The organism is Vibrio sp. QJM3NY_27 (assembly GCF_057785955.1).
In genome coordinates, this window is the sequence record NZ_CM173511.1 from 1,302,188 (window position 1) to 1,314,582 (window position 12,395).

Below are 12,395 nucleotides of genomic sequence, written 5' to 3' on the forward strand. Positions count from 1 at the left end.
TATGAAAGTATTTAGTAAGTCTCGTTTAGCGACGTGTGTGTTGACTGCCATCCCAGTGATGGCGGTAGCGAAAGACACAGGTAAGCTTGAAAAACTCGGTTCTGAGACGACTGGCATTGAAATCACCAAACCGAATCAAGACCAAGACAGCTCACGTATTTACCTAGAGCAAGGCGCTATTTGGGCAAGCCGTGACATCACTCGCTTTGACCCAGTATTAGATGTCAGTGTCAGTGATGAATTAGAAGTCGAACAAGGCACACTGCGTGACAGCGTCGGTTTCACCATCACCACCAACTATGGTTACTACATCAAAAAGTACCAATTGGAAGTGTACCGTGTGGGTGACTTTGGCTTGTCTGAGCCAATCGCTGTGCTTGATGGCGATAAACTGGCAAACGATTCTGACATCAACTGGGATGGTCAAACCGATGTCGACTACCAGTTTGCGGTTGGTGAGCAGTTGATGTTCCGCCTAAAAGCGTGGGACAAAGATGGTAACATGGATGTGACTACCGTTAGTGTGACGGACTTAGTAAAGCCTGATTCTGAAGTCGATATCGATCGCAACGATAACGACGATGAAGAGAGCAAAGGTAAAAGTTACGGACAGGCAAAGCTGATGCGTCACAACATCCCGACCAATGCAGGCCTAGCCAAATTCATTGGTACCGGTTTAAAAGGCGTCGATAAGGTCATCATCGGTGAAGACGAATTTGACGTTGAAGACGGCAACTTATACGCAGAGCAGTACTTACCTACAGACTCCTATATTTTCCCAACCAAGGTTGTGTTTGATAACGGTGATGAACGCCGTTACAAGTTGTACGTTCGTATCCCAGATACTTATTACGCGCAAACGGGTTTGGCTGATCTTTATGTTGGTAAGAACAATGTTTCTGGCAATAGCGATGCATTAAGTGTCGATGACCAGTATCAAAATGACATCTATAATCAAGGTCGTTTAGCCTACTTTGGTCAAGGTAAATTTGGTGACAAGCTTCGCGTGACCACTCACTTCGATACTCGAGAAAGTGAGATCAAAGACATGTTCAAACATCCGTTCGCATCAGACGATTCGGATGTATTCGATATCCTCGAAGACGACGATGAGCTGTATTACGGTAACTATGGTGACAGCTCAAACATCGAAAAAGTGGTCAACACTAAGGGTAAGGTTTACCTCAATGTGGAATACGATAAATCGCAATACTTGTGGGGTAACTACAACACAGGTTTAACCGGTACTGAGAACAACGACTACAACCGTAGCTTATATGGTTTCAAAGCTGATTACCGCACTCGCGATACCACCCAATACGGTGAAGACCGCTTGAACGTGGTCGGATTTACGGCAGAAGCTGACTCCTTGTATGCGCATGATGAGTTCTTAGGTACGGGCGGTTCTCTGTATTTTCTTCGCCACGGCGAAGCGGTACCGGGAAGCGACAAGGTTTACGTAAAAGTAAAAGATGAATCTGGTCTAGTACAAAATGAAATCCCGCTTGAGCCGGGTGTCGACTATGACTTTGACCCGTACCAAGGCCGTATTATTCTGACCAAGCCGCTCGATAATATCTTGTCTGATAGCTTCGGCAGCGTGATTGAAAACGGCGACGACTACGAAAACTTTCTGGTTGTCGATTATGAGTATGTCCCTCAAGGTTCGGATTCGTTAGACGCGATGTCTTACGGTGGTCGTGCCAAAGGTTGGGTCAACGATTACATTGGCGTGGGCGTGACGTATGCGACTCAAGAAAAGGACAATCAAGACTACGAGTCTTACGGCACCGACTTAACGTTACGTGCGACAGAAGGCACCTACATTAAAGCTGAATTTGCACACAGTGAAGGTACTCAAACAGAGTCGAATTTTGTTTCGGTTGATGGTGGTTTAACCTTTACGCCAATTGGCGACACATTAGAAGATCGTGAAGGTGACAGCATTCAAATTACTGCTGTGACCAGCCTTTACGATCTTGCCCCAACTATTTTTGGTGCCGTTGGCAATGACCTGAAACTTTGGTATCGAGACAAAGATGCAGGATACAGTTACGCAAGCAGTAGCGATGACCTAGAACAAGAAGCCTACGGTGCAGAACTTCGTTTGCAAGCGACCGATCGCTTGGCGGTTCTATCTCGTTTCTCTACCAATGAAGAGCGTGATGTCGACGGCAATTTAGAAGCGGATACTGAAACCATTGAGGTCGAGACTCAAGTTAAAATCACCGAGCACATCAAAGTTTCGGCGGCAGGGCAACAAACTGAAGAGCTTAACCAAAACGACGAGCACAGCGATGCGACCTTGGCGGGTGTGCGTTTGGAATACATGTGGGACAGCGACAATAGCGTCTACATTAAAGGCCAAACCACAGTCTCTCAATCGGATGACTACGACGAGAACGATAGCGCGTCGATTGGTGCTGAATTCCAAGTATTGGAAGACTTGTCGTTGGGTGGTGAATACACCGACGGCGACCGTGGCCAAGTTGCTGAAGCAACGGTGACTTACGATGTATCTGATGACCACTCTACATACGTGACCTACGTTGATGATAACTACGAAGGCGAAAATAACGTGATTGTCGGTCAGCGTGCGGACCTCACCAGCAGTGTCGATTTCTACCAAGAGAACCAGTTCGTTGATGAAAACGATGGTCACGGTCGTATCGACTCGTATGGCTTTGGTTACGACGTGACGGAAGACGTCGAGATGGGCATCGGTTATCAGCTTGGTGAAATTGAAGATGACGAGAACATCACCACAGAGCGTGAATCCATCAGTTTCAATGCATCGATTGATCTGGATGACATCACCTTAAGCCACAAATTTGAATATCGAGTGGATAAGAGCGAAGACGATCCAGACATCGCTCAACGAGAGCTTCAACAAATCGTGACGACCAACCGTTATACGCATCACTTAACGGAAGAGTACACATTGTTTGGCAAGTACAACTACTCCATCACCGAAAGCGAAACAACGGGCGAAACCATGGCGCAATTTACCGAAGCAACGGGTGGACTAGCGTATCGTCCGATCTACAACGATCGATTGAACCTACTGAGTCGCTACACCTACATTGCAGATTTCGATCAATTGGATCGCGATGTGGATTATCAAGACGAAACCAGCCAGATCATTGAAGTAGAAGCGATCTATTCGATCGACCAACACTGGGATGTCGGTACTAAATACGCACATAAAGATAAAGAACAAGCCTTCGAGCGAGCATCTGGTGCGAATGAGATGGTTAAAAGTGACATCGACTTGTACGGACTTAGCGCCTCTTATCGTGTGATGAAGGAGTGGGACGTCACGGGTGAGTATCACTGGAAAACAGACACACTCAATGATGAGTTAGAACACGGAGCGTTAGTTTCGGTGAACAAGCACATTGGCGAGAACCTAAAGATAGGCATTGGTTATAACTTCTCTGCGTTTGATAGCGATCTAACCAACGATGACGATTACGATGCTTCAGGCGTGTTCATTAACTTGGTCGGTAAGATTTAAGCCAGCCCCCAAGAGGGGTGAAAGTAGAGACTTAAAAATTGAAAACGAAAAGTAAGTTGAGAACTAAAAGTAAGATGAAAATAACAATTGGCCTAATCAGTGGTGTAATGAGCGCTTTGCTGCTTGTTGGCTGTGCAACAGACACCTACGTGAGCCAGGAAAACCGAGACAAGTTTGCTGGCTTAGATGTGTCTAAGTTTTTAATCAGTGAATGTTTGGCGCCTGAACGTGAGGTGCATGTTGCTATCGCAGAGCATTTTGCGTTTGATAAATACAAAATACGCGACTTAGATGCGATCAACTTAGATGCCTTTGTAGAAGAGATCAGAGGTCTAAAAGGGCGTATCACAATTGTTGGTCACACCGACTACAAAGGCTCATTGGAATATAACCAACGTCTTTCACAGCGTCGCGCTAAATCCGTCGCAGACTATTTGACAGCGCACCTCGATCCAACGAATTACGATTGGGAAGTGAAGCACCTTGGTGAGACTCAACCTCTGTTGTTTGGTAAAACTGATAAAGACCGAGCGGAAAACCGCCGTGCATTTATCGTATTTGAAGAGGCTCAAAAGTACGAAGTGATGCCTTTTTGTGAACCACCAAAACCAGAACGTAAGGTGTACATGGCAATGACGCCGCACTTTGATTTTGATAAATCAGTGCTTAAGCCAGAAGACTTAACTCAGTTGGATGATTTCACGGCTCAGTTGAGTGGCTTGCAAGGCAGTATCATGGTAGCAGGGCATACCGACCAAGCGGGTTCGCTCTCTTATAATGAGAAGTTGGCCGAGCGCCGCGCCGAAACGGTGGTTGAATACCTCAAAACCAAACTCGACCCTAAGCAGTTCATTTGGGAAGTGAAGTCGTTTGGTAAGTTACAGCCAGCGATTAATGAGCGAACAGAGCAAGCCGATGCGTTAAACCGTCGTGCATTTATTGTGTTTAAAGAATCTGATATTACTGCCGAACAGCAAGCGCTTGCTGGCAGTGAATAAGAGACGGTGAGCAGCGAGAGTAGAAATTACTGAAGAATAACAAATAGATGCCTCTATAAAACGCAAAAAGCCCCTACGTTGGGGCTTTTTGTTGCTCGCTCTAGGGGTTAAGTTGGGTCGAAGACCTATTCAGATGGCAAATTTTGCTTTAACTCTAAAAGCATTCGGTAAGCACTTTCGCCAGACATTTCATACGGGTTAAATTGATCAGATGTTGAAAACTGTAAGTTCAACAGCTCGGTTAAATTGGACTGCGGAATGTCTCCCATCGACCAGTCTCCAAATTCCCTACTATCAATCTCTTTAAAATAAAGTATTGCGACGTGATTGTGTCTCTCGTCGTTAAGAATATGATTGTACGTGTGGTTAACGGCCTCTCTAGACCCTTCAATACATTGAAGAAAGTACTTTTGATTATGGCTGAGAAGCCCCGTTAAATGGCTCTGCCGATTATGATCTCGCGAGATAGCGAGTATCTCCTCCAATGCTTTGGAATCACAACATTCGGAAAGCGTACTGACATAAATTAACCGAGTTAGGAACATAGGCATTATTTCGAATTTTTGTTCAAAGGGTACTAATAAATATAAGCCAAGCTGATGGAATTGCGAGTTATTGATTTAATTGTCACTCGGTGGCTTTTGGAAGAGAAGAGGACGGGGATGAAGTAGAAAAGGGCAGGTCGCAAGATACGCTAAAATGACTCGAATGTTGGCATTCAATTATTTTAGCGACCTGCTTGTGAGCTCGTTAGTTGTTTAGAATTGAAATCGATTCAACGTTTGAAGACGCATCAAAACGAACATTGACCAATACACTCTCTCGTTCGAAAGTCACATCATCAAAGTCAGTAGCCGCGATCTTGAATCCATTTCTTGCGAATAAACTCGTCACTGTTGTTCGTTGTTTCTGTTCCATAGCGCATGTCAGTAGTTCATTCATCGTGATCTCCATTGGGTAACCGTGTGCATAACGCAAGCGTACAGTCTCTTTGTTATGAGATCAATTGCTTAATTGATAAGCTATGTTGATATGTTCAATTGAATGATTTTGGTATTCAAAAAATCAATGATCAAGAGGGAGGGTGGCTGTTCTGATTATGGAAGATGGAGCGTTATGTGACCGTGGTTCAGCATTCCTAGAGCGTGAGATTCATTGCAAAAATCTCTTTGAAATAAGTAGTTACAAAGCAGGGTGAACCATGCCCGCCGTTTAGTATGTTCGGTCGATTATCGGAATCACTATCGGCCTATATCTCACTTAACTAAAGTACACCGATTTATGATGAGTAGATTCCTTAATAAGCCTTCTTTCTATTGAAATTTAACATGTAAGATGGTGTTGTTATAAGTGTTATTAATTGTATAAGCTTGATTTTAATATTGGTTTGATTTATAAAATAAGCGCTCGTTCATTAACTTCATGATTATATTAGTTTTTACTAACCTTTAATAACATGGAGAAAGGCGATGAAAAAGAACCAAACACGCAACAGGTTAGCGAATTTAGTGCGACTCCGTAGGTCATACAAAGCATCAGATTTTCTGGTGAGCTCTAACGAACTCCGAGTGAAGAAAGATGTGTATAGCTTACGTAAAATCAAACAGTTAGAAATTCGTCAATTGGGTCTTAAAGAAAACGCAATCAATATTGTTTCGTTGGCTTTAGTTCTCTCGGCTGCGACTTGGGCATTTGTTCCTCAGTTCGGTTTACCGATGCTTGCACTGACCTTTATCTTGGCGTTTGTTACATGGCGAAGATATGAATTGCGTGCAGAGTTTAAAGGAGCCGATGAAACTGGCGACCATTGGGTTTCCGTGGCACGCGGTTGTACTCGCGAAGAGTTCAAAGTGTTGAAAAACGTTGAATTGGCTTTGCGCGATCAGGTGTCTTAATACTTTAGATTTCTTCGTATTTGGGCCTTGTTAATGCCAGGGTCTTATAACCGTTGAACTCCCATAATCAATAAAGCTCGTCATTGCATGGCGAGCTTTTTGTTTTCTGAAAAACACAGATAGTGCAGGTTACTTTGAGAGGCCAATGCTTATATGTGTAATGGTGATTGATATGAATCTTAAGTCACGGCATTTGTGATGCTTTTTGTGGTTTTGAATATAGGGAGAGGGTGGAAATGAATACACGAGTCAGTGAGAGTTCTTTTAAAAGGCTCATCCAGTTAGTTGGTTGTGTTTTGATTATAGTGTTGAGCAATAGTCGACTCTCCAATGCTCAAAGCATCGAGTTTCCTACTTGTGCACAGAGCGAGGTTTTGAATACAGAAATACACCTTTATGTTGATGAATCGGTGTTAGCCGAATATTCCAAAGCATTTATAGCCTCTAAGATAGCGACATGGGAAAGCTATTCGAATCTGGTATTGAAGAACTCCTGCATCCCTATGACGAGAAAAGTTACCAAGGTGACTTATACGCCAGAAATCGACAGCCTTTGGTTTCAAGATTTGGGCGCAGCAGAGAGGCTACTCAAATTATCGATGGAAGAGCCAATTAAAGAAATCACAGAAGACGGCCGTCCTGTTTTTTCAGGGGTTGTGTTTTCTAATTATCATTCTGCGTTCGAGTCTCGATATTGTGGTGTCGCATCTCAGGTATCTCGTTTTTTCTCTTTGGCGATAAATTGCCCAGACTCGACAATGGAACATGAAATTGGTCACTTGAGTGGCGCTAACCACGACTATAAAAAGGTGTTAAAAGATCACGAGAGTATCGATCATTTTATCGCTGGCAGCTATCCGAAAGCTCCTGCATATTCATTCGGTGCTACTTGTTCAGAGAGAGGCACAGTAATGTCTTATGAGAGAGATGTTATACCTGCTTATTCCAGCCCGGACATCAGAGTGGATGGCATAAAGTGCGGGGATAGCAAATACCACAACAATGCGAGAGTGCTTAGAGAGTTCGTACAAGCTTATTTAACCCCATGATTGCCTCGCTGCTAGCCTGTTGTTTTATCGAACTTTATAAGTCGTGGAGTTCAAAGTGGTCACCCTGTGATCTTTAAATCTAAGACGAGCGTATTTCTCTCAGTTTATAAAGGAAGAGTATGCATGATGTTATCTAAAGAGAATGAATCAAGAATTATTGAAATGGCGTGGGAAGACCGAACGCCGTTTGAAGCAATAGAACTGCAATTTGGTTTGAATGAATCGCAAGTGACTCGTTTTATGCGTAGCCATCTCAAGCTTGGCAGTTTTAAGCTGTGGCGCTCACGTGTTTCTGGGCGCTCGACCAAGCATGTAAAACTGCGCAGTTCGGACGTTTCGAGAGGTTATTGTCCGACTCAGTACAAGCATCGTTAAAAGATGGGATGCCCAGTCAGTATCCCAAATCAACACACAGATATGGGAAATGAAAGGAATGAAACAATTTTGCGCTCTACTTTTGGTGCTGCTTAGCTTCGGCATCAGTCATGTTCAAGCGAATGATACGCGATTTAAGCAAGCTTACGAAAATCACCAAAGCGACGTTCAGGTGCGCGGCTCGGGTACGGTGTATCGAGTACTTCCTGATGATAATAAAGGATCTCGACATCAGAAATTCATTTTGCGACTAGATAGCGGACAAACCTTGTTAGTCGCGCATAATATTGACTTAGCACCTCGTGTTCAGGGGCTGGCAAAGGGCGATCGAGTTGAATTTTATGGTGAATATGAATGGAACAAGAAAGGTGGCGTCATGCACTGGACGCACAAAGACCCTCGTAATCATCACACTCATGGTTGGTTATAGCATAACGGGAAAGTATACGAGTAAACACCTCCGCGACTTTTCCCTTCAAGGCTATAAGATAAAAAGGAACTTTGATGTTTAAGCTGGAAACTGACAGGTTGATTCTTCGAGATATGAGTCTCGAAGACGAGTGTGCGTTTGTTGCGATGTCTCAAGACGTAAAGTATCAGCGTTTCTATGACGAAAGTGATTGTGAACCTAACAAATATCGAGAGCTAACTCAGTTGTTTGTTGCGCAGGCTTTGGAAGTTCCGCGCCAGTCTTTTCAATTAGCGGTTGAAAGCAAAGACTCGGGGAAGTTTATTGGAACAGTTTGTTTACGCCTTGAACGCGATAAACAAGCTTCAATGGGCTGTGCTTTCTCGAGGGAAATTCAGGGAAAAGGGCTTTCTATAGAAGCTTCTGAAGCCCTCGCTGATTTTGGTTTCTCAGAGTTAGGCATACACCGTATCTACGCCGAAACCATCAGCAAGAACTTGGCTGCGATTAAATTATGTAAGTCAATGGGAATGAAACAAGAAGCGTGTTTTAAAGATCATCGATTCTTCAAAGGTCAATGGTGGGATACCGTTGTGTTGGCGGTTCTACGTTCTGATTGGAAAAAGGCTTGGTGATGGAAAGTGAAAGGCTCAAATTAACCCCTCCATCATTAAAATACAGCGAAGAGATGTTTGAGGTGATAAATGAGTGCAAGGCCGAGTTTTCCCCATTCTTACCTTGGGTTTCTGATTCTCTAAGTAAAGAGCAGCTAGAACTTAACATTCAAGATGCTACCAATAATTTCGCCAACTTTACTGGCGAGTTCTGGTTCAATATTATTGAAAAGCAAACAGGGGTATTTATCGGGGCTATTGGTTTTATGATCAGAGACGATACTGTCCCTTACTTTGAAATCGGCTATTGGTTGCGAACATCAAAAACGGGCTTGGGTTACGTGAGTGAAGCTGTCCGAATTATCGAAGAATATGCATTCACTCAAAAAGGTGCGAAAAGAGTCGAAATTAGGATGGCAGGCTCGAATCTTAAAAGTCAGGCCGTGGCCAAACGATGTGGCTATCAACTTGAAGATCGCTTAGCCAATGATCGACGTTTGCCATCAGGAGATATGGACAGCACGCTTGTTTACGCCAAAATAAGTCAGTCTTAAATGTGTGCTGTTGATTCTTAATGTGTGGCACTTTTATTGAGAGAAACCGTAAATTCCCAAGTACTCTGAAAGACCAACATTTAGCGCTTAGTTATCTGGCTCATCGTCTACAGTGACGTCACCATTCATTGAGTTGTAGTTAATGGAAACTCCCGGCACGACTCGATAATGATAGATACACTGATCCGTCTGTATATATTCAGCAATGTAGTCGGTTTCTTCTGGTGAATTGAAACTTGAAATACTAGGTGGATCGAGGAGCAGTGCGCCCCATACCGAAATGCAGTCTTCAGCGTTATCTAATCTTGGGGACTCTTCGGGTAAGTGCCATTGTTGGGCCGGGTATCCCCATTCATTGAAATCGAGCTGACCTGTTGCAGAGTCATCATAGATAGGGACGTTCGTGGAAGCACCGCCACCGTTTGAGGTTAAATTTTTTGAATAGGCAAGATCGACCCCTGTTTTAAAAGAGGCTCCAGTGCCTTTTACAACTGCAATATGAGAATCAGTACTTACGTTGAGGAACCTTGGAGCAGCAGTTACGGCGAGTATTCCAAGGATCACAATAACGACAACAAGCTCAATAAGTGTAAAACCGTTCTTTTTCATTTAGCACCTCTTTTAAAGGCCGCTAGTATGCATTATAAGTTACTCTTACCAAAGGGAATATCCTTATTTTAGTGGTAATTTAAATGCTCAATAATGAATGTTGTGATTAAGGTAACTTATATTTTATAAATCCAATGCGTATGGTTTAAGTGCTGTGTATCTCACTTTGATATTAATTTTAGTTCTATGAAGGTTTGGCAATTAATGAATATCGTTGAAACGGTAAAGCTTCATCTTTCAGACGTTGGTTATCCAGAGGCTAGTGTTAAAACAGGGCAGGTTCGATCTATATCGGCGCTCGTTTTTAAAACCATCAAAAATAAAGATATCTCTAATGTTTTGTCCCTGTGTACTCAATTGCTTGAAGAAAGGGATTGGGCGTTAGGTGTTATTGCTTACGACTGGGCTTTTAGAGTAAGAAAACAATATTCTAAAGAAACGTTCTTCATATTTGAACATTGGTTACTCCACTACGTTACTGACTGGAATGATTGTGATGATTTCTGTACTCATGCGTTTGGTGAGTTACTGTCTCAGTACAATGATTTGTTCGAACTCACAACCAAATGGGTCGAGCATTCCAATTTTTCTGTACGTAGAGCTGCTGCTGTCACCTTAATTTATTCTATCAATAAGAATCGATATTCTGCGTTGGATCCGTTTCGTGTGTCGGATTTATTGTTAAAAGATGATCATGACCTCGTACAGAAAGGATATGGTTGGATGCTTAAAGTCCTCAGTAAAAAGGAACCTCAACAGGTTATTGGTTATTTAAACGCTAAGCATGCTGTAATACCAAGAGTTGCTTTTCGCTACGCGATTGAAAAGCTGGACGATAAAACTAAGCGAGAGTTAATGTTACTTTAACCACTGGCACTCCTCAAATCATCATCAGAATCCGGTGTGATTAATTATAACGATTAAAATAGGAACCCAAGGTGCAAGAACAAACTAGAGGACTCGATCGAGAAGGGTTCATTCAAAATCTTTATTCGCCAAAGAACATTGCGCCTGAATTTCAAGACGTGGTGTCAGCAGTCGTTGATTCGTTGCTAAGAGAGCTCCCAGGTCAAGTTGATGGTATCTACCTGTATGGGAGTGTGCCTAGAGGAACGGCCATTGTTGGTAGCTCTGATTTGGATGTTTCTATCGTACTGACTACGCCTATTGGCCCAAAAGAGAAGCGAGTATTTAAGCATCTCTCTGACACCATTCCCAAAGCATATTCTCAAGTGAGCAAGCTTGATATCGATCCTGGCTTCCAGCGGGATGTTCTGCTGCCTCAAGAAAAATACCATTGGCACTTTTGGCTCAAGCACTGTTGCAGTTGTGTTTGGGGTAATGATTTATCTGTTGAGTTTTCACGATACAAACCAAGCATTGAAATAGCCCAAGCTCTTAATGGCGATTTATCGACTTTTCTTAAGCAAATGACCCTGAGTTTCAAAACAATGACAGATGCGGATGTTGTTAAGGTGATTGGCAAGAAGCTAGTTCGAGCAGCATATTACTTTGTGGCCGAGAAAGACGGCAGTTGGTACACAGATTTGTCTCAGTGCGCTGCAGTAGCCAAGTGCTATTACCCAAATCTAAACGATGATATTGAGTTAGCACATCAATACGCTCTCGGAAATTTGATATCTAAAACGGAAGCTTTTGAATTGTATGAAAGGCTGAGCAAAAAGCTTGTTGTAAGTTAAGCATTAATACAAGCTAGAAAACAAACTTAGCTGCCGTTATAACGGTTTAAGGAAACCCCGATGGATGTATATGAGTGTGTCTCTTTTATCTTGCTGAACGAATCACAAGTATTATTGGAAAAGCGTAGTGAATCTAAAGAAACGGATCCCGGCTTGATTACCATACCTGGCGGTCATGTTGAGAAAGGTGAGAATCAGGTACAGGCGTTGTTTCGTGAGCTCGATGAAGAGCTTAATGTTGTTCCTATTCATTACAAATACTTGTGCTCGCTTTACCATCCTACGAAAGAGCTTCAGTTGATTCATTATTTTATCGTGAGTGACTGGGAAGGAGATATCACCGCTCAAGAGGCTGATGATGTTAAGTGGTATTCACTAGGTTCAGCTCCTGTTGGTATAGCAGCCGATGGTATTGCTTTGAAAGAAGTAGAGCGCGTGGGTAGGTATCTTTAGTTTGGATTCGATAACATGTTTACGACGTTTTTGAGGGCTCAAAAACGGTGAAACCCCGATGTTGGTAGTAATCTTAGCTGTATAGTATTGATTTATATGCATTTCATGTATTTAGAGCTGGTGGTTAAGCTCTAATTGACCTAAAAAACGGTTAAAAAGGCCAATGAAATAGTCAAATAAAATCAATGTATTAGCAACTCGGTACTACTGTATTAGTCCACC

General features: G+C 42.9%; 14 protein-coding genes. 11 read left to right on the top strand and 3 right to left on the bottom strand.

Annotated elements, in window-relative coordinates; genetic code table 11:
- The first annotated feature begins 1 nt into the window (after position 1).
- Together AC3CIA_RS05930 and AC3CIA_RS05935 are read left to right on the top strand one after the other, a co-directional pair.
- Positions 2–3,517, top strand: coding sequence for a hypothetical protein (locus tag AC3CIA_RS05930; protein ID WP_488518682.1), 3,516 nt, complete (start codon positions 2–4; stop codon positions 3,515–3,517).
- Between the two features lie 74 nt (positions 3,518–3,591).
- Positions 3,592–4,515 (top strand): OmpA family protein, encoded by a 924-nt coding sequence (locus AC3CIA_RS05935; RefSeq protein ID WP_488518683.1) that lies wholly within the window; start codon positions 3,592–3,594, stop codon positions 4,513–4,515.
- Between the two features lie 125 nt (positions 4,516–4,640).
- On the opposite strand, the gene AC3CIA_RS05940 is transcribed toward AC3CIA_RS05935, so the two are convergent.
- Positions 4,641–5,060, bottom strand: a complete 420-nt coding sequence (locus tag AC3CIA_RS05940; protein WP_017079037.1) for a BLUF domain-containing protein — start codon at positions 5,058–5,060, stop codon at positions 4,641–4,643.
- A 205-nt stretch (positions 5,061–5,265) separates the two neighbouring features.
- Positions 5,266–5,457 (bottom strand): hypothetical protein, encoded by a 192-nt coding sequence (locus AC3CIA_RS05945; RefSeq protein WP_004734640.1) that lies wholly within the window; start codon positions 5,455–5,457, stop codon positions 5,266–5,268.
- Positions 5,458–5,984: 527 nt separating this feature from the next.
- Here AC3CIA_RS05945 and AC3CIA_RS05950 point away from each other — a divergent pair.
- The 6 genes from AC3CIA_RS05950 to AC3CIA_RS05975 all read left to right on the top strand — a co-directional run bounded on the left by AC3CIA_RS05950 (position 5,985) and on the right by AC3CIA_RS05975 (position 9,411).
- On the top strand, positions 5,985–6,410 hold the full coding sequence (locus AC3CIA_RS05950; protein ID WP_004734639.1) for a hypothetical protein: 426 nt from the start codon (positions 5,985–5,987) through the stop codon (positions 6,408–6,410).
- A gap of 236 nt (positions 6,411–6,646) precedes the next feature.
- Entirely contained in the window at positions 6,647–7,459 is an 813-nt protein-coding gene (locus AC3CIA_RS05955) for a hypothetical protein (RefSeq protein ID WP_488518684.1), read from the top strand.
- Between the two features lie 123 nt (positions 7,460–7,582).
- Positions 7,583–7,834 carry a TIGR03643 family protein gene (locus AC3CIA_RS05960; RefSeq protein WP_237299458.1) on the top strand — a complete coding sequence of 84 codons (252 nt, stop codon included), beginning with the start codon at positions 7,583–7,585 and terminating at the stop codon, positions 7,832–7,834.
- 58 nt (positions 7,835–7,892) lie between these two features.
- Entirely contained in the window at positions 7,893–8,264 is a 372-nt protein-coding gene (locus AC3CIA_RS05965) for a DUF3465 domain-containing protein (RefSeq protein ID WP_488518685.1), read from the top strand.
- 74 nt (positions 8,265–8,338) lie between these two features.
- Positions 8,339–8,878: a GNAT family N-acetyltransferase gene (locus tag AC3CIA_RS05970; RefSeq protein ID WP_488518686.1), complete on the top strand. Its 540-nt coding sequence runs from the start codon at positions 8,339–8,341 to the stop codon at positions 8,876–8,878.
- Positions 8,878–9,411, top strand: coding sequence for a GNAT family N-acetyltransferase (locus AC3CIA_RS05975; RefSeq protein ID WP_065205504.1), 534 nt, complete (start codon positions 8,878–8,880; stop codon positions 9,409–9,411). Before AC3CIA_RS05970 ends, AC3CIA_RS05975 begins: the two co-directional genes overlap by 1 nt.
- Positions 9,412–9,498: 87 nt before the next feature.
- Here AC3CIA_RS05975 and AC3CIA_RS05980 read toward each other — a convergent pair whose 3' ends face one another.
- Complete coding sequence (locus tag AC3CIA_RS05980) at positions 9,499–10,020, bottom strand: type II secretion system protein (RefSeq protein WP_017083309.1); 522 nt, start codon at positions 10,018–10,020, stop codon at positions 9,499–9,501.
- 204 nt (positions 10,021–10,224) lie between these two features.
- Between AC3CIA_RS05980 and AC3CIA_RS05985 the strand changes: the two genes are divergently transcribed.
- The 3 genes from AC3CIA_RS05985 (at position 10,225) to AC3CIA_RS05995 (ending at position 12,173) form a co-directional block, all read left to right on the top strand.
- On the top strand, positions 10,225–10,887 hold the full coding sequence (locus AC3CIA_RS05985; RefSeq protein ID WP_237299456.1) for a DNA alkylation repair protein: 663 nt from the start codon (positions 10,225–10,227) through the stop codon (positions 10,885–10,887).
- A 71-nt stretch (positions 10,888–10,958) separates the two neighbouring features.
- Positions 10,959–11,720, top strand: coding sequence for a nucleotidyltransferase domain-containing protein (locus tag AC3CIA_RS05990; RefSeq protein WP_488518687.1), 762 nt, complete (start codon positions 10,959–10,961; stop codon positions 11,718–11,720).
- Positions 11,721–11,780: 60 nt separating this feature from the next.
- Complete coding sequence (locus tag AC3CIA_RS05995) at positions 11,781–12,173, top strand: NUDIX hydrolase (protein ID WP_488518688.1); 393 nt, start codon at positions 11,781–11,783, stop codon at positions 12,171–12,173.
- The last annotated feature ends 222 nt before the right edge of the window (positions 12,174–12,395 follow it).